Source organism: Acinetobacter sp. P1(2023), from assembly GCF_028367635.1.
GTDB lineage: Bacteria > Pseudomonadota > Gammaproteobacteria > Pseudomonadales > Moraxellaceae > Acinetobacter > Acinetobacter pittii_E.
This window is the reverse complement of sequence record NZ_JAQNDD010000013.1, coordinates 1-26,076: the sequence shown is the minus strand read 5'-3', so window position 1 is coordinate 26,076 and position 26,076 is coordinate 1. Positions and strand designations below refer to the sequence as shown.

Here is a 26,076-nt window from a genome sequence, read left to right as displayed (position 1 = left end):
TTAACCGTTATTTTGCTTCTCTTTAATTTCTGCCAAAGTTTTGCAATCAATACATAAAGTTGCAGTTGGACGCGCTTCTAAACGACGTAAGCCGATTTCAATACCACAAGTTTCACAGAAACCGTAGTCTTCATTCTTAATTGCTTCCATAGATTGTTCGATTTTACGAATTAACTTACGTTCACGGTCACGTGTACGTAATTCAATTGCAAATTCTTCTTCTTGGGTAGCACGGTCGTTTACATCTGGCAGTGCAGTTGATTCGTCTTGCATCGTATTTAAAGTACGATCAACTTCAGACATTAATTCAGCTTTCCATGCTTGCAGAATTTGTCGGAAATGCTCGAGCTGTCCTTCAGACATGTACTCTTCATTTTTCTTAGGTTGATAAGGTGCAATACCAAATAAACTTGCAGTTGTGCCTATGTCAGAAGTTTTAGGTTTCACTTTACGTGCACGTTTTGCAGAAGCTTTGTCACCTTCCACTACAACTTCTGTATGTTCATCCAAAACTTGGTTGTGGTTGTCATTCGCCATAATAGGGCATTCCTCATCATACACGTATTATCTATACGCAAAAAATATGGTGATATGCAAGTGTTTTTATAGAAAACCATCGATGGGATTTTCCCATCGGGTCGTCATCATATAGATTTTTCCTGCAAGATGATAGTCATTCCGACCCGTAAATATTTTCAAAACGTGTTTACCCCAGTCATAATTATATATAAGCATATAAGAAATAGGGCTAATATCCTGAAATATCAGTGTTTATATGCCCTTGAAAATTTTCAAGACGGAAGACTTCTGTTTCAAAACTACCGTCGTTTTTTAGACGAATGTAACGGTAGCCGGGAGCATTTTGATCTAAAGCAAAATCATTACTAAACGGTTTAAACTGAACGCTTGTCGATGGAGTCGAGAAAAATTCTACCCCTTGCCAAATGTTTATGGAGTCCTGATGGACATGGCCACAGACTAATGCTTTTACATTTTTAAACGGCGTTAATGCTGTAAGCAAAGCATTAGAATTTTGTAGTTTGTGATGATCAATCCATTTCGATTTCATGGCAAAAGGATGGTGATGACAAGCTAACAAAATCGGGTTGTCTGCAAACTCTTTGAGTAAAGCCGTTAAGTTCTCTAGCTGTTCTTCTGATAGATGCCCATCAATATGACCTTTTACCGCACTATTTAATAAAATAACGCGCCAGTTTCCTAAGCCAATCACCACCGGTTCCTGATGGTTCTCTTTATGCAATGGAAAATGGTCAACATTGTCATGATTACCTAAGGTCTGAAAAAAAGGCAGACCAAGCGTTTGCATATATTGAATATAGCGTTTGTAGGTAATAGGTGTTGGTGCCTGAGCCAGATCACCCGTATGGACGATAGCATCAATTTCAGGATGTTTATTTCGTATTTGCTGAATAATGGCATGAAAACTTTCTTCAGGATTCATACCCACAAATTCTAGATGTGGATACTCCAATAGGTGGGTATCGGTAATTTGTATAATGACATGGTCTTTTTGTGAAAGTGTTGAGACTTGAAAAGTCACCGTCCTACCTCGTCGGATTTTATTATCGTTGTGATGTGTTGAGATAACCATTGTAACGCCATAATGACAGGAGCGTTTCTTAAACGTCCGCTGTCGAGTAGGGGCTGGATGTCACTATAATTAAATAAATGGAGTTGAATATTTTCACCCTCATCATCTACGCCAAATATACCACCTTCAGTGGGTAATTCAGTTTCGGCAGCATACAAATGAAAAAATTCGGAACACGCCCCGGCAGAGGGGTAAAAACTAAATAGATGCTTTAAGTCCTGAATTTCACATCCAGATTCTTCGAGACTCTCTCGTCGAATACAAGTTTCGGGAGATTCGTCTCCATCTAATACGCCTGCAATGATTTCCAGCTGCCATGGAGATTGGGAGTCGTCTAAAGCCCCAACACGAAACTGTTCAATCAATGCAAACTGTTGCTTTTGGTCGCTGTACAGTAGAACACCAGCCGCTTCAGGCCGATGAACGAGTTCACGCTGCAATACATGAGTATATTTAGTTTGATTAAATAGACGATGTCGAAGGCTGACTTTTTCAACTTGAATAAAACCACGGAATAGAGATTCACGTGATGTTAATTCGACATCTTTAGATGTATAACTTGGACGTTCAACAATACTCATGATTCGGTCAGGACGAAATCTATTTATTTCATCCTAACCGAGAATCATGGCTAGGCAAGTGTTTTTTTTGAATATTTACACTTTATGATACAGTTTTTGTCCTTGTTCTTGATAAACCTCTTTCATCGCTTTGAGGCCTTCTTCAACCTCTGAATCACTATTGGTGAGATTGTTGGCATAGTCACGGACATTCTGAGTGATTTTCATCGAACAGAATTTTGGTCCACACATTGAACAGAAGTGAGCAGATTTATGCGCCTCTTTTGGTAAGGTTTCATCATGCATGCTACGTGCTGTATCAGGGTCCAGACTTAGGTTGAACTGATCATCCCAACGGAATTCAAATCGTGCTTTTGACAAGGCATTATCGCGAACTTGAGCACCTGGATGTCCTTTTGCAAGATCAGCAGCATGTGCCGCAAGCTTGTAGGTAATAATCCCGTCTTTAACATCTTTTTTGTTTGGCAAACCCAAGTGTTCTTTTGGTGTCACATAACAAAGCATCGCTGTGCCGTACCAACCAATCATGGCTGCACCAATTGCAGAGGTAATGTGGTCATAACCCGGAGCGATATCAGTCGTTAAAGGCCCAAGTGTATAGAATGGTGCTTCTTTACATACTTCTAGTTGAAGGTCCATGTTTTCTTTAATCATGTGCATTGGTACGTGACCAGGGCCTTCAATCATGACTTGAACATCATGTTCCCATGCACGATGAGTAAGCTCACCTAGTGTTTTAAGTTCGCTAAACTGTGCTTCGTCATTTGCATCTTGAATACAACCCGGACGTAAGCCATCACCTAAGCTAAATGAAACATCATAAGCTTTCATGATTTCACAGATTTCATCGAAATGAGTGTATAAGAAGTTTTCTTCATGATGCGCTAGACACCACTGCGCCATGATGGAACCACCACGAGACACAATACCTGTTAAACGGTTTGCTGTAAGTGGAACATAACGAAGCAATACACCTGCGTGAATTGTGAAGTAGTCAACGCCTTGTTCAGCTTGTTCAATCAGTGTGTCTTTGAAGATTTCCCATGTTAGGTCTTCTGCAACACCATCAACTTTTTCAAGTGCTTGATAAATTGGTACAGTGCCGATTGGAACAGGTGAGTTACGAATAATCCATTCACGTGTTTCATGAATATTCTTACCTGTCGACAAATCCATAATGGTGTCGGCACCCCAACGGGTTGCCCACGTCATTTTGGCAACTTCTTCGTCAATTGAAGAACCAAGCGCTGAGTTACCAATATTGGCATTAATTTTAACCAAGAAATTACGGCCAATAATCATTGGCTCAAGTTCTGGATGGTTAATATTGGCAGGAATGATCGCACGACCTTCAGCCACTTCTTGGCGAACAAATTCAGGTGTAATTTCTTTTAAATTTTTTGCACCAAAGTTCTGTCCGGCATGCTGACGCATATCAACGCCTTCACGCTGGCGCTGATTTTCACGAATTGCAATATATTCCATTTCAGGCGTGATAATACCTTGCTTGGCATAGTGCATTTGAGTGACGTTTTTGCCTGCTTTAGCACGGCGTGGATTTTGAATATGAGCAAAACGAATGTCAGCGGTGCGAATGTCTTTTAAACGTTCCTGACCAAATTTTGAGGTCAAGCCAGATAGTACATCGGTATCGTTACGTTCTTCAATCCAGTTTTGGCGAACTGAAGGTAAACCTTTGTCTAAATCAATTTGAACATTTGGGTCGGTATAAACACCTGAAGTGTCATAAACCATAATAGGAGGATTATGTTCACCACCAAGACCGGTGGGGGTGTCGGTTAAAGAAATTTCTCGCATTGGAACCTGAATATCAGGACGAGAGCCTTCAATATAAACTTTTTTAGAAGCGGGTAAGATGCGAGTTAAATCTTTAGCATCTTGTTCATGTTGTGCTGAAATTTCAGCAGAAGAGAGATTCGTTAACTGGTTCATCACATGATCCTTATGAATAACATCAACGAATCAAGCACGACCAAAAACGATGGCGGATTTATCTTTATGAGATAAATTTAAGGCTTTAAGTTTTCAGATGGCTTGATTCCTACGCAGGTCTTAACCTGATCAGGTTCAACGGTACTTGTGATCAAACTTGTGTTGCGATAACACGGAATTTACACAATCTCAGCGAGCTATTACTCGCGCTCCGTCAAGCGATTTAAAGACTAACATGTTTTAGGTTGGCTGGCATTGTCAATTTGTATCTATACAAATCGCATCCATATGGCAGTCACGATAGACTTCAGTGTTCCATGGCGAATCAAATTTCAATAACTGCTCAAGTTGTTCATGCGTAATCTGATAATTTGATTTTTTATCGCCATTTTTATCAGTTAAATCTATTTTAAATTGCTTATTGCGTTCCTCTACAGGAGTGGCAATAAACTTAAGAAACAGTTGAGCAGGTTTGGCTAAACTCGATTCATTTTGTGTAGAGAGAAACCGAATTTGCTGAAGCGCATCTTTATCAAACCATGTGTTCGGCGCATATTGATCTGACACAGGGGTGTTATCTAGCCCAAAGAAAATAAAATAGCGATATTCGTTAAAGAGTAATTTGGCGTCACTAATAAAGTGGCTCTTTGGATATTCTTGAATAAATTTTTCCCAAAACAATGCGCGTTCAGTGAGCTCTTTCCAAGAAATAGCTAAAGCACCATCGTTATAGAAAATGTTTTGATTGTCTTTCGCCATACGAGTTAAGAACTCTTTTTGGTCTGCTGGTAAGGCTTTAGAAAAAACATCAACTAAATAGTTTGGCTGACGTCGATAGGTAAACATGCCTTCACCTTGATAAAGCAGTTCAATGTAGGCTTGGCCTTCATGTTGAAGTAAATATTGATCACGCGGGCTCAGTTGGGCGAAGAGCTTTTTCTGACTTTGAATCACCTTTTTAAGGTCTTGTTGTTTATGTTCTAAAACAGCGTAGCCAAAAGCTTCAAACGCTCGGCCTGTTTTTTCAGTGTAGTCTTGTTTAAGAAAACGTTGATACATAGTTGTTGATGCATCAATTAGCTTAAGCTGTTCCTCATTTTTTAACGAAGGAATACAGGTTTTAAGCTTTTCATTAATTTGATTTAAATCTTCTATTTTACTGTTCTGATTAATCGTGTGCATGGCTACCATAATTTGTAAGCAACCGCTGTCTTGTTTTTGAGAAGCCTTTTGTTCAGTTGGTTTTTGCTCTTTAGATACGGCCTGATCTTGCTCTGATGTTTTACTACATCCAGCTAAAAGTAGTGCACTGCACATACTCATCAATAGAACTTTTTTCATCATTGTACTTTTATAAAAATTAATATTGCTCAAATTATAACGCTTAAAAAGATTGCATCATTGTTAGAAATCTTTACTATTAGGTAGGTCGGTCTATTTAAATTAAAGCTATGAATGATAAAACAGCAAGACAGAAAATTCTCGATGCAGCAGCAACCTTGTTTTATAACGATGGCATTACTGCAACAGGCATTAACTCGGTTACGACTAAAGCAGATGTTGCGAAGATGTCGCTTTATAATAATTTTTCTTCAAAAGGTGATCTTGTTGATGCCTACATTGCTGCACGGCATCAAGAGTGGCTCGACCTCTATCAAACACGTTTAGAAAAAACAGAAACAGCGAAACAAGCCATTTTAGCCGTGTTTGATGCCTATCAAGACCATGCAGAATTTGCCTATGAAAAAGGCTTTCGTGGTTGTGGATTATTGAATGCTGCAGCTGAGTTTCCGGCAAATAGTGCAGGGCGAAGCTCGGTAAGACAGCATAAAGAAGAAGTCGAGGCTATTGTTGCTGAGCATTTAAAGAAATTAATACCCGACTCACAGCGTATTAGCTATGTGGCTACACAGCTTTCTTTTATTTTAGAAGGTTCTATGGCCCGAGCAGGGTTGGAAGGTAACAGTCGTCAACTCCTGTTAGCAAAACAAATGGCAGAAGACATTTTAAATAGAGAATGCCCACATGATTAGCCTCATTAAAAATAGTAGCTATGGAGGCACAATTGCGATTTTATTTGCTTCCGTTTTGTGGGGAACAACTGGTACGGCCGCAGCATTTGCACCGACACTAGGCCCACTTGCTATTGGCGCTGTAGCAATGGGCGGAGGAGGTCTTTTACAAGCTTTGGTCGCTTCACGAGCTATTCGGGAAAACCGACAATTTGTTAGAGAAAATCTTTCAATGCTGCTTTTAGGTGTAGTGGCTGTTGGTATTTATCCTTTGGCCTTTTATTCCTCAATGCATTATGCGGGCATTACGATTGGTACCGTGGTTTCAATTGGTACTGCTCCATTGATCGCAGCAATTTTAGAACGATTTTTTGACCGCAAAGCTTTATCGGCTATCTGGTTTCTAAGTTTTGTGTGCGGGGTGCTTGGTGTAGGTATGTTATCGATGGGCGAAAGTCATGCGGTTCAAGAGAGTACAAATCAATGGAATAAATTCTTCGGTATTTTCCTTGGGCTAGTCGCTGCTACAACTTATTCGCTTTATTCATGGGCTGCAAAAAGATTAATAGATCGGGGCGTTGCTGCTAAAGCTGCAATGGGCATGATTATGGGTGGTGGAGCAGTTATTTTACTGCCTACTTTATTGATTACAGGTGGAGGGTTACTGCAAAGCTCAACCAATCTACTTGTGGCTGGCTATATGATGCTAATTCCTATGTTTTTGGGTTATTTACTTTTCGGTTTTGGTCTAAAAACAGTAAATGCTAGCAAAGCGACCACCCTAACTTTATTCGAACCTTTAGTTGCTGCGATTTTTGCGATTGTTTTGGTTGGCGAGCATGTTTCATGGATAGGTTGGGTAGGCATGTTTTTGATTTTTATTTGTATTTTAATTTTGTCAAAAACGAAGGACTCTTAAAAAACTAAAACTTTTAATGGCTTGAGTTTGATTAGAATTTTTCTTAGTCTTAAGAGCAAGTTTTATCGTTGATTTGAACAATGAAAATAAAATTAATGGTCGCTCTGGGCCTTTGGAGTTTTGCATCTTCGAGTTTTGCTCTAGATTTGGTTGAAGCTTATGAGCGCGCAAAACAAAATGACCCGACATGGCAAGCCAATCAACAACAATATGAAGCAGATCAACTTAATTTAGGCTTGGCAACGGGGGCATTATTACCTACTGTCACACTGTCTGGAAACATTACTCGTAATCGACAAACTGTAAAACGTTCAAACTTTCCGGGTGTTGATCAGGAAGGACTTTCCGATGCTTTGGTAAGTAATACATCGACTACCAAACAAGCAACTTTATCTGCCCGTCAGCCATTATTTCGAATGGATGCTTGGGAAGGTTATAAGCAAGTTAAAACTTCGGTTGCCTTAAGTGAAATTACTTTAAGACTGCAAAAGCAAGATCATGTTTTAAATGTGGCAGAAGCCTATTTTAATGTGTTGCGTCAGCAGGCGTTGAGTGTTGCATACTTACAAGAAGAAAGGGCTTTGCTTGAACAGCTTAATATGATGAATGCCAAACTCAAAGAAGGGTTGGTGGCGCGTAGTGATGTGAGTGAAGCAAATGCCCAATATCAAAATGCGAGAGCCAATCGTATTTCAACCAATGTTCAATTACTTTTGTCCCAAGAGCAGCTTTCTGAATATATTGGTTCTTATCAAGATAAACTCGCTGTACTGCGAAGTGATTTTAATTTTCAAAAGCCTTATCCGGCAGAGCTTAATGACTGGCTTTCTTTGGCGCAGCAAAAAAACTTAAAAATTCAGCAAGCCCGCTTACAGCAAAAATATAGTGAGGACCAGCGCCGTGTAGAAGAGGCAGCGCTTTATCCCCAAATAGATGCTGTGGCAAGCTATGGTTATACCAAACAGACCCCAGAGACGCTCATTTCGACTGACGGAAAATTTGATCAGGTTGGGGTAGAAATGAACTGGAATTTATTTAATGGCGGACGGACCCGAACATCAATTAAAAAAGCCACTGTAGAAGCCAGTAAAGCGCAGGCGCAACTTGATGCAGCGATTCGCCGTGCCAATGTCGATGTGAAAAGTGCCTTTATGCAGGTCGATACCGATCAAGCCAAACTTGAAGCAAGAAAGGCCGCAATGGATTCATCTTCTTTGGTTTCTCAAGCCTCGAAAGCAAGTTATAACGAAGGCCTAAAAAGTATGGTTGATGTTTTATTAGCGCAGCGTAATGCTTTTTCTGCAAAACAGGATTATCTTAATGCTCAGTATGACTATTTATTGAATGTGCTTCGTTTAAAAGCTGCGGTAGGCCAGCTCGGTGAAAAAGATCTGGTTGAGCTTAATAGCTGGTTAACGTATCAGTAATAAAATGCTTTTATCTGAAATTTAATTTTGTCATAAAAACTTAATGATAGCTGTGTTTTAATACTCAATCATTTTATTCCTGCGCCATCATGTTGGAGGCTTCCCTTGAGTCCGAGTAATCCGGTGTTAAGCCATCATATTTCTTCTCAATTTAATGAAGATTTGCAAGATGTAAACACAAAGTTTATGACCATGGGTGGCTTGGTCGAACAACAGGTTGCCAATTCAATTCATTCTTTGCTTGATACAGACGCAAATTTAGCGATTGATGTTCAATTTAAAGATAATGCAGTCAATCAATATGAACGTGATATTGATGAAGGCCTGACGCTGATTTTGGCGCGTCGTCATCCAGCAGCGATTGACTTGCGTATGGTTATTGCCATGAGCAAAGCCAATACTGACCTTGAGCGCATTGGTGATGAAGCTGCAAAAATTGCCCGTATTGCACAAAACCTCTGTGAAGAGGGAGGTTCACCTCGTGGCTACATGGAAACACGTCATATTGGTAACCAAGTTCGTGTCATGATTCATGATGCACTTGATGCTTTTGCGCGTTTAGATGCAGATCAAGCTTTACGTGTACTTTTAGCCGATGCTGACATCGACCGTGAATATCAGTCAGCAACACGCACATTAATGACTTATATGATTGAAGATCCACGCCATATTGCTCGTGTGATTAATGTCATGTGGGTTTTACGTTCATTAGAGCGTATTGGTGATCATGCTCGTAACATTGCTGAGCAAGTCATTTATATGGCGAAAGGCTTTGATGCTCGTCATACCAAAATTGAAGAAATTGAAGCCAAAGTTCACGAAAAATAATCTTGAGCTGAAATATTTAAAGGCCTTGTTTGAAACAAGGCTTTTTTATTTTTAAAAATAATGGATAAAAAAATGTCCCGAACTTTGGGGGGAAGTTCAGGACAGAAAATCAAGTGCATAAACACGACAGGGATCGTGTTCTTCTTGCTATAGAGTGATATTAAGTTCTTCGCTTTTTGATGTCATGTAGAGTCCTGTGCTCTCTATGTAAGGCTTTTTATGTTTGTGTAAGTTTCACGTAAAAAAAGGCGGATCTATGTATATAGACCCGCCTTTTTAATGATGTAAAAGCTAAATGAAACTGATTACTCTGGTTTCCAGCCCTCAGCTTTTTCTACACTTTCATCATTATTGAAGAATTTTTCACGTTGTTCTTCAAGAAACTTTTTCGCTTCTGGTTCAAACACGTTTAAACGCTTTTCATTAATGAGCGTAGTTTGATGCTGTAACCATTCTTGCCATGCTTGCTTAGAAACATTTTCAAAAAAATCTTGGCCTTTAGCACCCGGGAAAGGAGCGAAGTCTAAACCTTCCATTTCCTTTTGATATTTACGGCAAAATACTTGGCGACTCATGTTTTATCCTTAAGCGTATAACTGTTCTAAACGTGTATGGGCACGCGCAATCGCAGCTTCAACCTGTTTTGGTGAAGTTCCACCAATATGATCACGTGCATTTACAGAAGCTTCTAGTGTTAAGGCTTTATCAAACACATCTGCTGTAATTAAGTCAGAGAATTGTTGTAATTGCTCAAGTGTGAGCTCAGATAAATCTTTTTCTTCAGCCACACCTAATGCGACTGCTTTACCTACAATTTCATGTGCATCACGGAAAGCAACGCCTTTTTTCACTAAATAGTCAGCAAGATCGGTTGCAGTCGAGAAACCACGAAGTGCAGCTTCACGCATAATTTCAATATTTGGAACCAATGCAGGAATCATGTCTGCAAAAGCCATGAGCGAACCACGAACCGTATCGATTGCATCAAATAATGGTTCTTTGTCTTCTTGGTTGTCTTTGTTATATGCCAATGGTTGACCTTTCATGAGCGTAAGTAAGCTAATTAAGTCACCAAATACACGGCCAGATTTACCACGAATAAGTTCTGGAACATCCGGGTTTTTCTTCTGTGGCATGATTGATGAGCCAGTACAGAAACGGTCAGGAATGTTCACAAATTTGAACTGTGCAGAAGTCCAGAGAATCAGTTCTTCTGACATACGTGATAAATGCATCATGATCAGTGCTGCAGCAGCATTAAATTCGATGGCAAAGTCACGGTCAGATACAGCATCAAGAGAGTTTTCAGATACAGCTTCAAAACCTAAAAGTTCTGCTGTATAAGCACGGTCAATCGGATAAGTTGTACCAGCAAGAGCAGCTGAACCAAGTGGCATGCGGTTAACGCGCTTACGACAATCTTGAAGACGTTCGGTATCACGCACTAACATTTCAAACCATGCTAACAAGTGATGACCAAAAGTCACAGGCTGAGCAGTTTGTAGGTGTGTAAAGCCAGGCATAATTGTATTTACATTTTTGGCAGCCAAGCCTAACAAGCCTTTTTGTAAACGTTCTAATAATTTTAAAATATCATCAATTTCGTCGCGTAGGTAAAGACGAATATCAGTTGCAACCTGATCGTTACGGCTACGGCCAGTGTGTAATTTTTTACCTGTAATACCAATACGTTGAGTCAAACGTGATTCAATGTTCATGTGAACATCTTCAAGATCGATGCGCCACTCAAAGTTTCCAGCCTCAATTTCTGAGCGAATGGTGCTTAAACCTTCAATAATGTCATCGCGTTCTGCTTCTGTGAGTACGCCAACTTTCGCAAGCATGGTAGCATGCGCAATCGAACCAGCGATGTCTTGTTTATAAAAACGTTGGTCAAACTGAACAGAGGCGGTAAATTCGGCTACAAAAGCGTCCGTCGCTTCAGAAAAACGACCACCCCACATACCTGAGGTTTGGTCTGGGGTTACTGAATTAGGGGGATTTGAAGATGTGGTCATGGTGGCTCAGTAAAATAAAAAAGAGTATATCACTTGCCGAAGCTCAACAAACAAAGTTGTTTCCTACAGCATACCGAAATCAAAATTCTTCCTATTTTTTTACGAAAAATGGGCGTTGGCAACACTTATTCGAATTAATTATCGCAAGTAATGTTTTGGCACTGGTCTTGGCATTGGCTGAAGCGCAGTCTTGGCAAGCCTTGAGCGGGGGGAGACTTTTACAATATATCGTTTTTATTAATTGGGTAATTTTATCCTTTTTTGCTTTAGTTGAACGCTTTCAAGGTTTTTTTAGCAGCTTACGTCAAGAGTTTGCCTTAGCTATTGGCTTTGTCATGCTGCAAGTTATTGTTGTCTTGACCACCTTAATAAGTAATTTTTTTCAGTTTGGTCTTTTCAATAAACATGCTTATCTAACACAGGGCTGGAGCATTTATTTTACCAATGTACCTCTATATCTAAGCTATGGAATATTGTTGGGAGCTTTCTGCTTACGTTATTTATATGTCAGGGAGCAGTGGCTGCATCAACAATATGCAGAATTAAATGCTCGTATTCAGGCCATGCAAGCGAGAATTCACCCTCATTTTTTATTTAATAGTCTAAATAATGTGGTGAGTTTAATTGCGATAGATCCAGATAAAGCAGAAAGTATGCTCATTAGCCTATCGCGTTTATTTCGAGCGAGTTTCCAAGAATTAAAGTTGGTGAGTCTGCATGAAGAAATTGAGCTCAGTAAACAATATTTAATGATTGAGCAGGTGCGTTTGGGGGAGCGTTTAAAAGTAGATTGGAAGATTGAGCTTTCACCTGTGCAATTAAAACAGATCACTATTCCTTTATTGACATTACAGCCTTTGTTAGAGAATAGTATTTTTCATGGGGTAGAACCAATGATGGGTAAAGCAACCATAGGGGTATTGGTTGAAATATTGCAAAATCAAGTCAGTATAGTCATTACCAACCCATATACAGACGATACAATAAATTCACGGAAAGGGCATGGAATCGCCCTTGAAAATGTAAAACAACGCCTGAAAGCATATTATGGGAACACCGTTAGATTTCAGGTTTATAAAGGTGAAGCCTTATATACCACTATTATGAGCTATCAATATCAAACAAAATAATAAGTCAGTCAGAGTTAACCATAAAAAAATGGATCAAGTTAACGGTGACAAGGAGGATGAATGAAGGTGCTAATTTGTGATGACGAACCACTTGCAGTGGAACGATTGTCACGTTTAGTTTCAAAGATGGGACATGAAGTTGTATCAACGGCTCATCATGGACAAGAGGCCTTGGAACAGGCACGGCTTCATCAACCGGATGTAATTTTACTTGATATTCAAATGCCAGGTATGAATGGTCTTGTCTGTGCAGAACAGTTAAGCCAGTTCAATCCTCGACCCGCGATTGTGTTTTGTACCGCCTACGATCAACATGCATTAGAAGCTTTTAAATCTCAAGCTCAGGCATATCTTCTTAAGCCGATTGATCCAGTAGAGCTTGAACAAGCTTTAGGTCAATTGACACAGCTTACACAAGCCCAGCTCAATGCTTTGCCGCAACATGAATTTTTACAGGATCTAAAAACACAGCGTCATCAAATTGCCGCAAAAACCTACCGTGGCGTTGAACTAATTCCAGTTGAAAATATCTATTATTTTCTAGCCGATCAGAAATACGTTACGGTGCGTCATAAAAATGGCAGTGTATTAATAGATGAAACATTAAAAGAACTTGAAACCGAATTTGCAGATCAATTTATTCGTATTCATCGAAATGCGTTGGTGGCAGTTGCATATTTAGATGGGCTGGAGTTGGTTAGTTCGGGGCAATATCAAGTTAGGCTGCGAGGTCTTGATGAAAGACTTTCAGTGAGCCGTCGACATTTGTCTACACTTAGAGAGCGAATTCATCAGCTCTAAATTTAAAAGAGTGATCTTGGACTTGCGAGATTTTACTTGCAATTTTAAGGGATCAAGTTAAGTTTAGGGTGTATTGTTTGACCAGCCCATGCTTGAATTTATGAAAACCTTGAAAATTGCTACACGACAAAGCCCACTTGCTCTTTGGCAGGCAGAACATATTCGTGCCCGTTTACAGGAGCTTCATCCTGATTTAACAGTGGAATTGGTTAAATTTGTCACGCAGGGCGATAAAATTCTAGATACGCCTTTAGCAAAAATTGGGGGCAAAGGGCTGTTTGTTAAAGAGTTAGAAGCAGCACTTTTAGATGGGCGTGCAGATTTAGCTGTACATTCAATGAAAGATGTTCCAATGGCTTTGCCGGAAGGTTTAACTTTGGCAGTGATTTGTGAGCGAGAAGACCCATTCGATGCTTTCGTTTCAAATCAATTTGAAAAATTTGCTGACTTGCCGCAAGGTGCAAAAGTTGGTACTTCAAGTTTACGTCGTAAATCTCAAATTTTAAAACAACGCCCAGATCTACAAATTATTGACTTACGTGGAAACGTGGGGACACGTTTAGCAAAATTAGATGAAGGTCAATATGATGCGATTATTCTAGCCAGTGCCGGTTTAAAGCGTTTAGGGTTGTCAGAACGTATCCGTCATTGTTTAACACCAGATATTAGTTTGCCTGCGGTGGGTCAAGGTGCATTGGGTTTGGAATGCCGTGCAGCTGACCAAGATGTACTAGCTTTAATTCAACCGCTATTACACGAAGAAACAGATGTTTGTGTACGTGCTGAGCGTGCTTTTAATGCTTACCTTGAAGGCGGTTGTCAGGTCCCAATTGCAGGTTATGCCACACTACAAAATGGACAAATCCATATTGAAGGTCGTGTAGGAAGCGCTGATGGGCAAACATTATTGCGTGCTGAGCTTACAGACGAAGCCAATAACGCTCAGCAATTGGGTGAAAACCTTGCTCGAAACTTACTTGATCAAGGCGCTGGCGAGCTATTGAAGGCTCTCTATTAAACTATGTTGTTTATTAATACTCGACCTGATTCGCGTGCAGCTGAATTAACAGAAGCTTTGCAAAATAAGGGATATCAGGTTGAGTCTTTACCTCTTTTAGAACTCGTTGCCAAACCCTTTTCGGAACAATTACTTAAGCTTTACCAGCAATTAAGTAAAGCTCAAGCTATTGTCGTGGTCAGCCCCACTGCTGTTGAGGTGGGCATGAAGTATTTAGAAAAAAGCGGTCTAAAGCTCAGTGATTTAAAACATATTCAGTGGATTGCGGTAGGACAGGCAACAGCCAATCGTCTAAATGAATATGGAATAGAAGCACATATTCCCGATGTCGAAACTTCTGAAGGGATGCTCAATCTGCCTATTCTGCATAATATGCAACAGACGGGGAGTGTGGCTTTCTGGCGGGGAGAGGGCGGACGCCAATTTATGATGGAGACCTTGCAACAACAAGGAATTCAGATCTTAAATTTTGTTTTATATCATCGGCAGTGCCCAGAAGCTTCATATTCGACATTCAAACATCTGACACAGAATTCAAATTATAATTTAAATAAATGGCTCGTCTTAATTACCAGTGAAGCGAGCTGGAAATATTGGTTAGAACTTTGTTCAAAAAATAATGCACAACCTGATTGTGTATATCTAGTTTTAGGACCTCGTCTTTTTCAAATTGTTAAAGAGTATCGTGATCAGCAACTGGCTCATTTTCACATTATTCAACTTGAAAATTTATCGCCTTCGGGGATGATTCATCACATTCAGGCATTATAAGGATTCATATGAGAAAACTTGTTTCTATCATCATTTTGCTGGGCATAGCTTGGTTGGCTAAGCTCAGCTACGATATGTGGCAAATTTCTCGTACTGTTCCTGAGCTTAAACAAAGCCTGCTGCAATCAGAACAGCACTATGCCAGTTTAAATGATCAATTGGTTGCTTTACAGCGGCAGTTGCAGAGCCAGCCTGTAAATACAGGAAATAAACTCAGTTCAGTGGCTCAACCAGATGATTCTCCGACAGGTATTGCACCTACAGTTTTAATTAAACAAAAGTTGGATTTAATTCAATTTGCAATTGATCAGCAGCAATTGATTTATGCAGTTGATCAATTAAATCAGTTACAACAATCTCTTGTGCACTATGAAATTGCCCCTGCATTACAACATAGCTTGAATCAATCACTTGAGCAGGATAAGCAGGCAGTTCAACAATTCACTTTGGCTCAAAATCAACGTCATCAACTAATCGACGACTTATTGCAAAATATTGATAAAAATATTCAACAAGCCTTGGCTCAACCTAAACTTGAAATGGATCAATCCGAGACTGTGTCTTGGTGGAAAAAATGGTTCCGTATAGAAAAAGTAGAAACCCCTTCTATTAATTTAATGAATCGAAGTGTCGTGCTCAAAGAAGTGCAATTAAGATTGTTAATTGCCGAACAGGCACTTAATCAAGGGAAAATGACTGAGTATCAAAATGAGTTGCAATCTGTGATGCAAAAGTTAGATGAGATGCCTGATGCAGCAAGTCAGCAGTTAAAAAAACGTATTGCTAAAGTGGCGCATTTATCTGTTGTGCCAGTTCCTAAACTCTCTACACTTGGGCTCATTGGCTCATAAGGAGGATATATGAAACACCTCCTGTGGGTTTATTTCGTCATCAGCTTAATACTTTTCGCAGCCTTAGCTTTATTGAGTTACGGCTATGGAATGGGATACGTCTATATTTACTGGCGACAATTGCAGTTGCAAACAAATGTCTGGGGGTTAACCCTTACTTTTGTGGTAATGAGCTTTATTGCTCAACTTATATGGCTGTGGATTAAGCGTTACTCATCTCGTGAGCAAAGAAAACGTGAAAACATCTTTCAGTTTAAAAACCTTCACCCCTATGAACAATTAGGTATTGTCTGGTTATTAGAGGCTGCCGAAGATCAACGTGTATTCATTGAGCGTGTTTTTACTCAATCAGGGCTTTTAAAAAATATCATTGATGCCAAGTTTCTGGTTTTAAATGGCGACTATCCAAAAGCCTTGGCTGCTCTTGATCAATCACCACCTATGGCATTTGAATTGGCTGAGTTACAGCGGATTGAAATCTTTTTAGCCGAAAATGAAGCCGACCGCGCATTAACTCATCTTGAATTCTTATATCAACATCAATTATCGCCTTGGCTTGAAGAAATAGAAACTGCCTACCAGCAAAAATTAACTGCGTTATGGGGGCAATTAGCGCTGCAACATCCATGGGTATATTTACGATCCATGAAATATGGCTTATTAGATGCAGAGCATCGTGATTTATGGCTGCAACAACTTCTTCAGCAATTCGATCAAGCTTCTGTTGATGACTTACATGCCTTACAGCAACGTTATTTAGATTTAGAGTCTGAAATTCAAACTCGACCTTATAGCAGTAAGTTGTTATGGCTAAAACTATTAGCACGTATGCCTGATATGAGCATGCAACATGCGGATTTAACCCTTCACTTGTTAAAAGAGCAGTTTGATCCAGAAGTATTTTATTTATGGTTTCAGCAACAGTTGCTTAAACAGGTGCCCGACTATGCTGATGTCGAAGAAAAAATCATTCAGTTCGAAAATCAATATATGAATTTGCCTGTTTTAACCTTTGCAAAATGGCATGTCTATATGGCAACTGGACGTCAAGCAGAAGCTGAAACATTATTATCATTATATCCAAATAATATTTTAATGAGCTATTTACGTATTAAGTCTACGCTTAAAGAAGATGAAGTGTTAATCAAACAGTTAAATCTAATCTTTGAAAATGATGCAAATTTTTTAAAGTTTAAAATATGAGGTGAAAATGAAAGAACTGTCTGTCTACCCGATAATATATGAACAGAAAGTCGCATGGGGAGATATGGACGCTTTTGGTCATGTCAATAATGTACAATATTATCGATATATTGAAAGCTCACGTATTTTATATATGGAAGCAATAAATATATTAACCCCTCAAATATATCCAGTTGTAGCTTCAAGTCAGTGTAAATATTTAAGACCGGTTTTTTATCCCGATGTATTGAAAGTAGGGGTTCGCGTGGAAGAGATTCGTAATAGCGCATTCCGTATGGCTTATATATTGTGGAGTGAAACCCAACAACAAATCGTGGCGACTGCTGAGGCTGTTCTGGTATGTATGGATAAATTAACAGAACGAAAATGTGAAATACCTCAGGAGATAAAACAAAAAATGATTGAACTAGAAAAATCAGTAGGACATGACTTAATACATTTATCTTAAATAAATATTAATAAAATATATTTCATTTATAATTGATAATGTAATTAAAAGGTAATTTTTTTAGTTATTCTGATGAACACGGCTTTCAAACTATTGCTTATTGAATAGATTATAAATAATATTGGTCTTGATTTTATGTTTTTAAATTTTGTCTGTATTATTTTGAATTGTCTGTAAGACTGGAGTATTTATTAATGAAGCCGGATATCAGTGAATTATCTGTTGAAGAGTTAAAACGCTTACAAGAAGAAGCAGAAGCTTTAATTGCAAGTAAAAAAGATCAAGCAATCGAAGATGCTTATAATCAAATTATCGAGATTGCTGAAAATGTAGGTTTCAGTGTTGAACAACTTCTTGAGTTTGGTGCTCAAAAACGTAAGAAAACAACTCGTAAATCTGTTGAGCCTCGTTACCGTAACAAAAACAACGCTGAAGAGACTTGGACTGGTCGCGGTAAACAACCACGCTGGTTAGTTGCTGAAATTGAAAAAGGCGCAAAACTAGAAGATTTCTTAATCTAATCGTAGTGCCGATTTAAAAAGCCAAGCAAATTTGCTTGGCTTTTTTATTTATAAAAATATCTCAAAATTTTGCTGTAAATAATATTTTAAAATGAGTGCTTAAATTCTTCTTTAAATGAATTGTTGAGATCAAATGTGCATTTAGTTCATTGAGTGTCAAGTTTTCATGATTTTGTCATACGTTCAACTTATAGTCTTAATATCGAAGCCAAGCCTGATTGCTTGGTTTTTTTATATGAAGTGAATTGGCGATGTTGAAAAAGTATGCATAATGTCAGACTAGGGAGCTACTCTCAAAATAAGGACGATAATTTGCATGTTGGTAAGGCTGAATGAAGAAAAAGTCTAAGCAATGGAAGTGGTGGTTTTTTGCCCTCATTGCATTTTTAATTTTTATTATTTTACAGATCCCAGCGACGTGGCTTATTTCTAAATTTTCAAAGAATAATCAAACTCTACACAATGTAAGCGGAAATATCTGGCAAGGCCAAGCAGATTGGCGGCGTGGTACGTTGAGAGGCTCGATTCATTGGAAAACTAGACCTCTAGACCTATTTTTATTACGGTTCGCTGCTGACGTAGATATCCATAGTGGAAATACCCAATTATCTGGGGTAATGGGTTATGGTGTGGGGAAAAAAGTAATTGTAAAGACTATGAATGGTCAGGTTGCGCCTGAAACATTAAAACAAATTGTAAATTGGCAATGGCCTACGAACAGTATTCAGCTTAAAGATATTGAGTTTAATTATAAAAAAGAGCAGGGTTTCGCCGCAGTTGATGGCCAATTGCATTGGGGTGGTGGTGCTTTAATTTATAATATTGGTGATCGTCAGGACCGTATGAATATGCCTTCTTTAAATGGGCAATTAACGGATCAAAATGGACAGTTGCAAGTTGATATACGTGATCAACGCAGTCAAAAAATGGCGAATCTTTTATTAGATGCCAACATGATGCTTGATGTGCAACTCACGCAAAGATTATTACTTAATATCCCATCTTATGATGGAAAGGCTGGTTTAGATACATTTGTCATTAGTTCTCGTCAACCCTTAATACAAGGGGGCAGCTAATGAAAGTATGGATTGAGAAATTACAGCAACTACAATGGCAAAAATTAGACCGGTTAAGTGTAGTTGTATTTGCCTTTTTGATTTTATGGTTGTGTTGGAAATTAGCTTCATTATTTTGGTGGGTGATTGCACCTCCTCAAATGATGCAGTTTGATAGAGTGGAGTTGGGGTCACAGCAACCACAAATTCCTAACATTAGTACTTTTTCGCTTTTTAATGAACCTTCAGCCAATGCAGCTCAGGAAAATGTCAACCTAGAATTACAAGGTGTGATGCTCGGTTATCCGAACCGTTTTTCCTCGGCTGTTATTAAGCTGGATAATACCGCTGATCGATATCGGGTGGGAGAAACAATAGGCTCTACATCTTATCAGTTGGCAGAAGTTTATTGGGATCACGTGATATTGCGTCAAGGTAATGGAAGTACGCGTGAACTCCAATTTAAAGGTTTGCCAAACGGTTTGTATCAGCCTATGACACCAGATGCTTCACAACCTGCTGCTACTGCGCCCCAGTCTTCAACCCCTGTTAATACGGCTCAAGAGGCATTAGGGCAGGCTATTCAGCAAATGCAAGGCAACCGTGAACAATATCTGCGTGACATGGGTGTTAGTGGGAACTCTAGTGAAGGTTTTGAAGTTACAGAACGTACACCCACTGCGCTTCGAAATAAGTTAGGTTTAAGGCCGGGTGATCGGATTGTTTCTTTAAACGGTCAAACGATTGGGCAAGGACAAACGGATGTGCAGTTACTTGAGCAGGCTCGTCGAGCTGGACAAGTGAAAATAGAAATAAAACGTGGTGATCAAGTGATGACCATACAACAAAATTTTTAGTGATAACACGTCACCATAAGAGTTAGGAATTATCGCAAGTTATGGCTTTATTGAATCATCAACGTCCACTTTGGGCATTACTTGCAGCAGCCCCATTGATTGCGACAGTGAGCAGCAGTGTCTATGCCCAAACATGGAAGATCAATTTACGTGATGCTGACTTAACTGCATTTATTAATGAAGTAGCGGACATCACGGGTAAAAACTTTGCAGTAGATCCACGAGTGCGTGGCAACGTCACAGTAATATCGAATAAGCCCCTCAATAAAAATGAAGTTTACGATCTGTTTCTTGGGGTCTTAAACGTAAATGGAGTGGTGGCAATTCCTTCAGGTAACACCATTAAACTAGTACCTGATAGCAATGTTAAGAACTCGGGAATTCCTTACGACTCCCGAAATAAATTGCGTGGGGATCAGATTGTTACCCGCGTTATTTGGCTTGAAAATACTAATCCGAACGACTTAATTCCAGCACTTCGCCCTTTAATGCCACAATTTGCGCATATGGCTGCGATTGCAGGGACTAATGCGCTGATTGTTTCGGACCGTGCAGCAAATATTTATCAACTCGAAAATATTATTCGTAATCTGGATGGCACTGGACAGAATGATATTGAGGCAATAGGCCTTCAATCGAGCCAAGCTGAAGAAATCATTACCCAGCTGGAGGCTATGAGTGCTACGGGAGCATCTAAAGATTTTAATGGTGCACGTATCCGTATTATTGCAGACAACCGTACCAATCGTATTTTAGTTAAGGGTGATCCTGAAACGCGTAAGCGTATTCGCCATATGATTGAAATGCTGGATGTACCTTCAGCAGACCGTTTAGGTGGTTTAAAAGTTTTTCGCTTGAAATATGCAAGTGCAAAAAATTTATCTGAAATTTTACAAGGTCTTGTGACGGGGCAGGCTGTTTCTTCATCAAATAGTAATAACAGTTCTTCTAATACATCGAATCCGATCAATAATTTGATGGGTAATAACCAGAATTCCAGTTCAAATACCTCTGGTTCAAATGGTAGCTCAATTTCTACGCCATCTATTAATCTAAATGGTAATTCAAATAATAGTAATCAAAACAGTATCTCTAGCTTTAGCCAAAATGGTGTGAGCATTATTGCGGATAATGCCCAAAACTCGTTAGTGGTTAAGGCAGACCCTCAATTAATGCGTGAAATTGAATCTGCTATTCAGCAGCTCGATGTTCGCCGTCAGCAAGTCCTGATTGAAGCTGCGATTATTGAAGTATCAGGAGATGATGCAGATCAACTTGGTATTCAATGGGCGCTAGGTGACTTATCTAGCGGGATTGGTTTACTTAGCTTTAGTAATGTAGGTGCTAGTTTATCCTCTATTGCTGCTGGTTATTTATCGGGTGGTTCAGCTGGGGCTGCGTCTGCTATCGCTGGTGGTGCTAATAAAGGTAATGGGGCAACTTTGGCGCTGGGTAATTTTGAGAATTCCCGTAAGGCTTATGGTGCATTAATTCAAGCGCTTAAAACGAATACCAAATCAAATTTACTTTCGACGCCATCCATTGTGACTATGGATAATGAAGAAGCGTATATTGTTGTCGGCCAGAACGTTCCCTTTGTAACGGGATCGGTTACTACCAATAGTACAGGTATTAATCCCTATACAACTGTTGAGCGAAAAGATGTGGGTGTGACATTAAAAGTTGTTCCACATATCGGTGAAGGCGGTACTGTTCGTCTGGAAGTAGAACAAGAAGTCTCTGCTGTTCAAGACAGTCGTGGACAAGCAGCTGACTTGGTGACAAGTAAACGTGCTATTAAAACTGCTGTTTTGGCTGAACATGGCCAGACAGTAGTGCTTGGTGGTTTGGTGTCAGATGATACGTCACTTTCAAGACAAGGCATACCTGGGTTGAGCAGTATCCCCTATGTGGGGCGATTGTTCCGATCAGATAATATAAGCAATGTAAAACGTAACCTTCTTGTTTTTATCCACCCAACAATTGTGGGTGATGCAAATGATGTGCGCCGCTTGTCTCAGCAGCGCTATAGTCAACTTTATAGCTTGCAATTAGCTATGGATAAAAATGGCAATTTTGCAAAACTGCCTGAACAGGTTGATGATGTCTATAATCAAAAAATGACACCGCCTAGTATTGCTTCTCAACCGAAAAACTATCAACAGGTTCCGTCGGGTGGAAAAACTTCGACAGTAACCACACCTGTGGCAGTAGAGCCAGCGGTTCAAAAGCAAACCTTGCAGTTGCCTGACCCTGAAATTAATCGTACTAAAAATACAGTAACAACAACGACACTGCGCCCAAGCACAGCACAGTAGTAGCATGTTATGATTAATAAAAAATGAATGGGACATACGTATGACTTGGAAACTACAAGCAATTACTGGTGAAATTACAGGCCAAGAAATTAGTGTTGATCGTGATATGTTGGTAGGGCGTCATCAAGATGCTGATGTGTTGTTACAAGCTGCTGAGATTTCACGTCGCCATGCGGCATTGCTTTTAAAAGATCAGGCGCTATGGGTGCAAGACCTTAATTCATCGAATGGCACATTTGTAAACGATATTCGTATTGAGCAAGAAAAGCAGCTACATGATGGTGATATTGTTCAGTTCGCTAGTTTTAAATTTTCTGTATTAGCACCTGCACAGACAATCACGGAATTACCTGAAATTGAAGCCGAGCCTGTAAATACAACATCATCTCCAGATTTAAGCGATCAAGGAATGCCAAGCCTTGCAGAGCGCGCTGCAGAAGTCGAAGTTCGTCGCGATGGTATGCCGCAGAATATTTCTATTCCAAAGCCTGCACCTATTCCAGAAGGTGTGGATATCAATGCACAACAGCAAACGCCTATTGCTTTTGATGAGCCAGTTTCTCGTGTTGCAGAAGAAAAAGAGCAACAGAAGAATGCATCCGTTGGTTTAATCACAATTATTATTTTAGTAATTTTAGCTGTATTAGCATGGTTGTTCTTTAAATAATCCATTGCTGCTTTTACAATCAAGGCATGCTAAACGCATGCCTTTTTAATTTTGAGTAGAAAAAGATGTCTGTTGCACAACTAAGTAAGCGCGATTTAATTTTATTTGATCTAGATGGAACGCTAGTTGATTCTGCTGCTGATTTGTATCGGGCGATGAATTTAAGTTTAGAGGCGCTAAGTTGGCCAAAGGTAACAGAAGCCCAAATACGAGAATGGGTAGGCAAAGGAGCTTCAAAACTCTGTGAAAGCGTTCTAATTCATATTTTTGGAAAATTAGATCCTGAACAACATAAAGTTTTATTACAGAAGTTTATTGATATATATAGTGTAGAGCTTTGTGTAAATACTCAAATTTATCCTGGGGTAACCGAGTTTTTAAAACATTGTAAAACTTTAAATATACAAATGGCATGCGTGACCAATAAGCCTGTACAACTTGCCCAAGGGTTGCTTGATGCTTTGGAGCTCTCTCCATATTTCCAAGTCGTACTTGGTGGGGATAGCTTACCTGAGAGAAAGCCCCATCCATTGCCATTATTACATTGTATGCAAAGCTTAAAAATATCGGCTTCACAATCATTAATGATTGGTGATTCAAGTAATGATATTGAGGCTGCACGTCGCGCGGGAATTGATTGTATTGTAGTTAGCTATGGCTATAATCATGGAGAAAATATCTATGATTGCCAACCTCAGCAAGTTGTTGATAGTTTGGCTGAGTTAATTATCTAATGAATGAAATGGAGATCAGCATGAATAAGCGTATGGTTTTTCGATGGCGTGTCTAAATCGAATCTAGAAAAACACCCTTTTAAATCGAAACCATATTAGAGAAGAATTCATGACTACATTAGCGCAATTTGAACAACTTAAGGCTTCAGGCTACAACACGATTCCGGTCTATCGCCAACGCTTAGCAGACACAGAAACCCCTTTATCTGTTTTTGCTCGTTTTAAAGACCAGACACAGGCTTATTTATTTGAGTCCGTCGAAGGCGGTGAAAATTGGGCGCGCTATTCTATGATTGGATTAGGCGAGTCGACGGTATTCTCATGTAATGCTGGTATTCTATCTATACAGCACGCTGATGGTTCGGTCACACAACAAGATTGCCAAGATCCATTTCAATATATTCGTGAATTCCAGAAGCAGTTTAAAGTGCCTTCTGCTGAACTGTTGCCAAACTTACCGAGCTTTACAGGCGGATTAGTGGGGTATTTGGGCTATGATGCGGTTCGTTACATAGAACCACGTTTAAAAAATGTTCCTGCGGCTGATCCAATTACATTGCCAGATTTATGGTTGATGCTATCGAAGACGGTTGTTGTTTTTGACAACCTTAAAGATACTTTATTCTTAATTGTTCATGCCGACACTACCCAGCCAAATGCCTATGAATATGCTCAAGAAAAGTTAGATCAGTTAGAGCAATTGTTGGCTACACCAGTAAGTTTGCAAGCTAAGCCACATACACCTCCACATTTTGAATCAATTACCGGCAAAGAAAAATTCCTTGAGACCATAGAAAAGGTTAAAGAATACATCCGTGCGGGGGATGTGATGCAGGTTGTTCCGGGCCAGCGTATGGTTTCTGATTTTGATGGTGAAGCTTTACAGGTCTATCGTGCTTTGCGTCATTTAAATCCTTCGCCTTATTTATTTTTGGTACAAGGACAAACCATTACAGATAAAAAGCCATTTCATATTGTAGGGTCATCACCAGAAATTCTTTCTCGCCTTGAAAATGGTATTGCGACAGTACGTCCGCTTGCAGGTACCAGACCTCGTGGAAAAACTAAAGAAGAAGATATTGCTTTAGAAAAAGATTTACTTTCTGATGAAAAAGAAATCGCAGAGCATTTAATGCTGATTGACCTTGGTCGAAATGATGTCGGGCGAGTTTCTAAAATTGGAAAGGTCCAAGTGACTGATCAAATGGTGATTGAGCGCTATTCGCATGTCATGCACATTGTTTCAAATGTACAAGGCGAAGTTCGTGATGATATTGATGCGCTAGATGTATTTAAGGCGACTTTCCCTGCAGGTACTTTGTCAGGTGCACCAAAAATTCGTGCAATGGAAATTATTGATGAAGTTGAGCCTGTAAAAAGAGGTGTCTTCGGTGGGGCGGTAGGATATTTAGGATGGCACGGTGAAATGGATATGTCCATTGCAATCCGTACTTGTGTTATTCGAGATAAAAAGGTTTATGTACAGGCTGGAGCAGGTCTGGTTGCGGACTCAAATCCTGAATCTGAATGGAATGAAACGCAAATAAAAGCTCGCGCAGTGATCAAAGCGGTTGAATTATCGTCAAACGGATTGATTTTATGAGTTTTTAGCGGTTTTTTTAAAAAAACCGCTTGCATCGTTTGGAAGTTTTGCTAAACTGCACACCGTTCCGATACGAAACGTACGAAACACTAAGAAGAGCCGGCATAGCTCAGTTGGTAGAGCAACTGACTTGTAATCAGTAGGTCCACAGTTCGAATCCGTGTGCCGGCACCATCTTAAAGGTGTGTAGTTGTGAAGTAAAGAACAACACTGAAATAAGTGTGATATGGTGAGATTCCCGAGCGGTCAAAGGGGGCGGACTGTAACTCCGCTACGAAAGTTTCGAAGGTTCGAATCCTTCTCTCACCACCATTAACTTCGATTGAAGTGGTATATATACCAACACAGTGCGGGAGTAGCTCAGTTGGTAGAGCGGCAGCCTTCCAAGCTGCATGTCGCGAGTTCGATCCTCGTCTCCCGCTCCATCGAAGGATAATCGCTCTTATAGCTCAGTGGTAGAGCACTCCCTTGGTAAGGGAGAGGTCTCGAGTTCAAATCTCGATAAGAGCTCCAGATACAGTTTAGTAGATTTTCTACAAAGATTTAAAAAGCAGGCTTATTAGTCTGCTTTTCAAGTATTGGGTGTTTGATTTTTTTGGCGATATGTCGATGCTGGGTTTTTGCTCAGAATTGTGTTCGACGTAAACGAGGACTATAAACATGGCTAAGGCTAAGTTTGAACGTAATAAGCCACACGTAAACGTGGGCACAATCGGTCACGTTGACCATGGTAAAACAACTTTAACTGC

At 39.6% G+C, this 26,076-nt stretch carries 26 protein-coding genes, 4 tRNA genes and 1 riboswitch; of the genes, 23 read left to right on the top strand and 7 right to left on the bottom strand.

Going from position 1 to position 26,076, the window contains the following annotated elements:
* The 5 genes from dksA to POD11_RS16205 all read right to left on the bottom strand — a co-directional run bounded on the left by dksA (nucleotide 1) and on the right by POD11_RS16205 (nucleotide 5,490).
* The gene (gene dksA / locus POD11_RS16225) at nucleotides 1–537 is read right to left on the bottom strand and encodes an RNA polymerase-binding protein DksA (RefSeq protein WP_002121205.1); all 537 of its coding nucleotides are present in this window, start codon (nucleotides 535–537) and stop codon (nucleotides 1–3) included.
* Nucleotides 538–748: 211 nt separating this feature from the next.
* The gene (gene cpdA, locus POD11_RS16220) at nucleotides 749–1,561 is read right to left on the bottom strand and encodes a 3',5'-cyclic-AMP phosphodiesterase (RefSeq protein ID WP_016142439.1); all 813 of its coding nucleotides are present in this window, start codon (nucleotides 1,559–1,561) and stop codon (nucleotides 749–751) included.
* Nucleotides 1,558–2,193, bottom strand: coding sequence for an NUDIX domain-containing protein (locus tag POD11_RS16215; RefSeq protein ID WP_262457926.1), 636 nt, complete (start codon nucleotides 2,191–2,193; stop codon nucleotides 1,558–1,560). Before POD11_RS16215 ends, cpdA begins: the two co-directional genes overlap by 4 nt.
* A gap of 75 nt (nucleotides 2,194–2,268) precedes the next feature.
* The gene (gene thiC, locus POD11_RS16210; protein ID WP_086375835.1) at nucleotides 2,269–4,146 is read right to left on the bottom strand and encodes a phosphomethylpyrimidine synthase ThiC; all 1,878 of its coding nucleotides are present in this window, start codon (nucleotides 4,144–4,146) and stop codon (nucleotides 2,269–2,271) included.
* A gap of 89 nt (nucleotides 4,147–4,235) precedes the next feature.
* A riboswitch (TPP riboswitch) is annotated at nucleotides 4,236–4,370 on the bottom strand.
* 34 nt (nucleotides 4,371–4,404) lie between these two features.
* Entirely contained in the window at nucleotides 4,405–5,490 is a 1,086-nt protein-coding gene (locus tag POD11_RS16205) for a hypothetical protein (protein ID WP_262457923.1), read from the bottom strand.
* Nucleotides 5,491–5,597: 107 nt separating this feature from the next.
* Between POD11_RS16205 and POD11_RS16200 the strand changes: the two genes are divergently transcribed.
* The 4 genes from POD11_RS16200 (at nucleotide 5,598) to phoU (ending at nucleotide 9,332) form a co-directional block, all read left to right on the top strand.
* Nucleotides 5,598–6,179, top strand: coding sequence for a TetR/AcrR family transcriptional regulator (locus tag POD11_RS16200; protein WP_262457921.1), 582 nt, complete (start codon nucleotides 5,598–5,600; stop codon nucleotides 6,177–6,179).
* On the top strand, nucleotides 6,172–7,077 hold the full coding sequence (locus POD11_RS16195) for a DMT family transporter (protein ID WP_262457920.1): 906 nt from the start codon (nucleotides 6,172–6,174) through the stop codon (nucleotides 7,075–7,077). Before POD11_RS16200 ends, POD11_RS16195 begins: the two co-directional genes overlap by 8 nt.
* 95 nt (nucleotides 7,078–7,172) lie before the next feature.
* Complete coding sequence (locus POD11_RS16185) at nucleotides 7,173–8,504, top strand: TolC family outer membrane protein (protein ID WP_262457918.1); 1,332 nt, start codon at nucleotides 7,173–7,175, stop codon at nucleotides 8,502–8,504.
* A 105-nt stretch (nucleotides 8,505–8,609) separates the two neighbouring features.
* Nucleotides 8,610–9,332 (top strand): phosphate signaling complex protein PhoU, encoded by a 723-nt coding sequence (gene phoU / locus POD11_RS16180; protein WP_262457917.1) that lies wholly within the window; start codon nucleotides 8,610–8,612, stop codon nucleotides 9,330–9,332.
* Between the two features lie 305 nt (nucleotides 9,333–9,637).
* Here phoU and POD11_RS16175 read toward each other — a convergent pair whose 3' ends face one another.
* Nucleotides 9,638–9,907 carry an oxidative damage protection protein gene (locus POD11_RS16175; RefSeq protein WP_000089995.1) on the bottom strand — a complete coding sequence of 90 codons (270 nt, stop codon included), beginning with the start codon at nucleotides 9,905–9,907 and terminating at the stop codon, nucleotides 9,638–9,640.
* A gap of 9 nt (nucleotides 9,908–9,916) precedes the next feature.
* A complete protein-coding gene (gene argH / locus POD11_RS16170) occupies nucleotides 9,917–11,350 on the bottom strand; it encodes an argininosuccinate lyase (protein WP_002121138.1) in 1,434 nt (477 codons plus the stop codon).
* Between argH and POD11_RS16165 the strand changes: the two genes are divergently transcribed.
* The 19 genes from POD11_RS16165 to POD11_RS16075 all read left to right on the top strand — a co-directional run.
* Nucleotides 11,341–12,480, top strand: a complete 1,140-nt coding sequence (locus POD11_RS16165) for a sensor histidine kinase (RefSeq protein WP_224993529.1) — start codon at nucleotides 11,341–11,343, stop codon at nucleotides 12,478–12,480. The two genes, argH and POD11_RS16165, sit on opposite strands and share 10 nt — an antisense overlap.
* Nucleotides 12,481–12,540: 60 nt before the next feature.
* Entirely contained in the window at nucleotides 12,541–13,281 is a 741-nt protein-coding gene (locus tag POD11_RS16160; protein WP_262457916.1) for a LytR/AlgR family response regulator transcription factor, read from the top strand.
* 100 nt (nucleotides 13,282–13,381) lie between these two features.
* On the top strand, nucleotides 13,382–14,299 hold the full coding sequence (gene hemC / locus POD11_RS16155) for a hydroxymethylbilane synthase (RefSeq protein ID WP_239975926.1): 918 nt from the start codon (nucleotides 13,382–13,384) through the stop codon (nucleotides 14,297–14,299).
* A gap of 3 nt (nucleotides 14,300–14,302) precedes the next feature.
* The gene (locus POD11_RS16150; protein WP_262457915.1) at nucleotides 14,303–15,070 is read left to right on the top strand and encodes a uroporphyrinogen-III synthase; all 768 of its coding nucleotides are present in this window, start codon (nucleotides 14,303–14,305) and stop codon (nucleotides 15,068–15,070) included.
* Between the two features lie 8 nt (nucleotides 15,071–15,078).
* On the top strand, nucleotides 15,079–15,921 hold the full coding sequence (locus POD11_RS16145; protein ID WP_239968154.1) for a hypothetical protein: 843 nt from the start codon (nucleotides 15,079–15,081) through the stop codon (nucleotides 15,919–15,921).
* Between the two features lie 9 nt (nucleotides 15,922–15,930).
* On the top strand, nucleotides 15,931–17,124 hold the full coding sequence (locus POD11_RS16140) for a heme biosynthesis protein HemY (RefSeq protein WP_262457913.1): 1,194 nt from the start codon (nucleotides 15,931–15,933) through the stop codon (nucleotides 17,122–17,124).
* Nucleotides 17,125–17,131: 7 nt separating this feature from the next.
* Nucleotides 17,132–17,572: an acyl-CoA thioesterase gene (locus POD11_RS16135; protein ID WP_016142425.1), complete on the top strand. Its 441-nt coding sequence runs from the start codon at nucleotides 17,132–17,134 to the stop codon at nucleotides 17,570–17,572.
* Nucleotides 17,573–17,766: 194 nt separating this feature from the next.
* Nucleotides 17,767–18,093, top strand: coding sequence for an H-NS histone family protein (locus tag POD11_RS16130; protein ID WP_000801427.1), 327 nt, complete (start codon nucleotides 17,767–17,769; stop codon nucleotides 18,091–18,093).
* 332 nt (nucleotides 18,094–18,425) lie between these two features.
* Nucleotides 18,426–19,169 carry a type II secretion system protein N gene (gspN, locus tag POD11_RS16125; protein ID WP_239968156.1) on the top strand — a complete coding sequence of 248 codons (744 nt, stop codon included), beginning with the start codon at nucleotides 18,426–18,428 and terminating at the stop codon, nucleotides 19,167–19,169.
* Nucleotides 19,169–20,005: a type II secretion system protein N gene (locus POD11_RS16120; RefSeq protein WP_239975929.1), complete on the top strand. Its 837-nt coding sequence runs from the start codon at nucleotides 19,169–19,171 to the stop codon at nucleotides 20,003–20,005. Before gspN ends, POD11_RS16120 begins: the two co-directional genes overlap by 1 nt.
* Before the next feature lie 41 nt (nucleotides 20,006–20,046).
* Nucleotides 20,047–22,323: a type II secretion system secretin GspD gene (gene gspD / locus POD11_RS16115; protein ID WP_262457910.1), complete on the top strand. Its 2,277-nt coding sequence runs from the start codon at nucleotides 20,047–20,049 to the stop codon at nucleotides 22,321–22,323.
* A 40-nt stretch (nucleotides 22,324–22,363) separates the two neighbouring features.
* The gene (locus tag POD11_RS16110) at nucleotides 22,364–22,990 is read left to right on the top strand and encodes an FHA domain-containing protein (protein ID WP_239968159.1); all 627 of its coding nucleotides are present in this window, start codon (nucleotides 22,364–22,366) and stop codon (nucleotides 22,988–22,990) included.
* 65 nt (nucleotides 22,991–23,055) lie between these two features.
* Complete coding sequence (locus tag POD11_RS16105; protein WP_239968161.1) at nucleotides 23,056–23,724, top strand: phosphoglycolate phosphatase; 669 nt, start codon at nucleotides 23,056–23,058, stop codon at nucleotides 23,722–23,724.
* Nucleotides 23,725–23,833: 109 nt separating this feature from the next.
* On the top strand, nucleotides 23,834–25,327 hold the full coding sequence (gene trpE, locus POD11_RS16100; RefSeq protein WP_262457909.1) for an anthranilate synthase component I: 1,494 nt from the start codon (nucleotides 23,834–23,836) through the stop codon (nucleotides 25,325–25,327).
* Nucleotides 25,328–25,425: 98 nt separating this feature from the next.
* Nucleotides 25,426–25,501, top strand: a tRNA-Thr gene (locus POD11_RS16095).
* Between the two features lie 54 nt (nucleotides 25,502–25,555).
* Nucleotides 25,556–25,639 (top strand) — tRNA-Tyr (locus POD11_RS16090).
* Between the two features lie 37 nt (nucleotides 25,640–25,676).
* Nucleotides 25,677–25,752 (top strand) — tRNA-Gly (locus POD11_RS16085).
* A 13-nt stretch (nucleotides 25,753–25,765) separates the two neighbouring features.
* Nucleotides 25,766–25,840, top strand: a tRNA-Thr gene (locus POD11_RS16080).
* Nucleotides 25,841–25,987: 147 nt separating this feature from the next.
* Nucleotides 25,988–26,076: GTP-binding protein (locus tag POD11_RS16075; protein ID WP_072292276.1), on the top strand; the 89-nt coding region annotated here is incomplete at its 3' end.

Excerpts from the sequence above, each read along its gene's own strand:
- dksA (WP_002121205.1), bottom strand. The coding sequence starts at position 537 with ATGGCGAATGACAACCACAACCAAGTTTTGGATGAACATACAGAAGTT.
- POD11_RS16215 (WP_262457926.1), bottom strand. The coding sequence starts at position 2,193 with ATGAGTATTGTTGAACGTCCAAGTTATACATCTAAAGATGTCGAATTA.
- thiC (WP_086375835.1), bottom strand. The coding sequence starts at position 4,146 with ATGAACCAGTTAACGAATCTCTCTTCTGCTGAAATTTCAGCACAACAT.
- POD11_RS16205 (WP_262457923.1), bottom strand. The coding sequence starts at position 5,490 with ATGATGAAAAAAGTTCTATTGATGAGTATGTGCAGTGCACTACTTTTA.
- POD11_RS16200 (WP_262457921.1), top strand. The coding sequence starts at position 5,598 with ATGAATGATAAAACAGCAAGACAGAAAATTCTCGATGCAGCAGCAACC.
- POD11_RS16195 (WP_262457920.1), top strand. The coding sequence starts at position 6,172 with ATGATTAGCCTCATTAAAAATAGTAGCTATGGAGGCACAATTGCGATT.
- POD11_RS16185 (WP_262457918.1), top strand. The coding sequence starts at position 7,173 with ATGGTCGCTCTGGGCCTTTGGAGTTTTGCATCTTCGAGTTTTGCTCTA.
- POD11_RS16175 (WP_000089995.1), bottom strand. The coding sequence starts at position 9,907 with ATGAGTCGCCAAGTATTTTGCCGTAAATATCAAAAGGAAATGGAAGGT.
- POD11_RS16165 (WP_224993529.1), top strand. The coding sequence starts at position 11,341 with ATGTGGTCATGGTGGCTCAGTAAAATAAAAAAGAGTATATCACTTGCC.
- argH (WP_002121138.1), bottom strand. The coding sequence starts at position 11,350 with ATGACCACATCTTCAAATCCCCCTAATTCAGTAACCCCAGACCAAACC.
- POD11_RS16160 (WP_262457916.1), top strand. The coding sequence starts at position 12,541 with ATGAAGGTGCTAATTTGTGATGACGAACCACTTGCAGTGGAACGATTG.
- hemC (WP_239975926.1), top strand. The coding sequence starts at position 13,382 with ATGAAAACCTTGAAAATTGCTACACGACAAAGCCCACTTGCTCTTTGG.
- POD11_RS16150 (WP_262457915.1), top strand. The coding sequence starts at position 14,303 with ATGTTGTTTATTAATACTCGACCTGATTCGCGTGCAGCTGAATTAACA.
- POD11_RS16145 (WP_239968154.1), top strand. The coding sequence starts at position 15,079 with ATGAGAAAACTTGTTTCTATCATCATTTTGCTGGGCATAGCTTGGTTG.
- POD11_RS16140 (WP_262457913.1), top strand. The coding sequence starts at position 15,931 with ATGAAACACCTCCTGTGGGTTTATTTCGTCATCAGCTTAATACTTTTC.
- POD11_RS16135 (WP_016142425.1), top strand. The coding sequence starts at position 17,132 with ATGAAAGAACTGTCTGTCTACCCGATAATATATGAACAGAAAGTCGCA.
- POD11_RS16130 (WP_000801427.1), top strand. The coding sequence starts at position 17,767 with ATGAAGCCGGATATCAGTGAATTATCTGTTGAAGAGTTAAAACGCTTA.
- gspN (WP_239968156.1), top strand. The coding sequence starts at position 18,426 with ATGAAGAAAAAGTCTAAGCAATGGAAGTGGTGGTTTTTTGCCCTCATT.
- POD11_RS16120 (WP_239975929.1), top strand. The coding sequence starts at position 19,169 with ATGAAAGTATGGATTGAGAAATTACAGCAACTACAATGGCAAAAATTA.
- gspD (WP_262457910.1), top strand. The coding sequence starts at position 20,047 with ATGGCTTTATTGAATCATCAACGTCCACTTTGGGCATTACTTGCAGCA.
- POD11_RS16110 (WP_239968159.1), top strand. The coding sequence starts at position 22,364 with ATGACTTGGAAACTACAAGCAATTACTGGTGAAATTACAGGCCAAGAA.
- POD11_RS16105 (WP_239968161.1), top strand. The coding sequence starts at position 23,056 with ATGTCTGTTGCACAACTAAGTAAGCGCGATTTAATTTTATTTGATCTA.
- trpE (WP_262457909.1), top strand. The coding sequence starts at position 23,834 with ATGACTACATTAGCGCAATTTGAACAACTTAAGGCTTCAGGCTACAAC.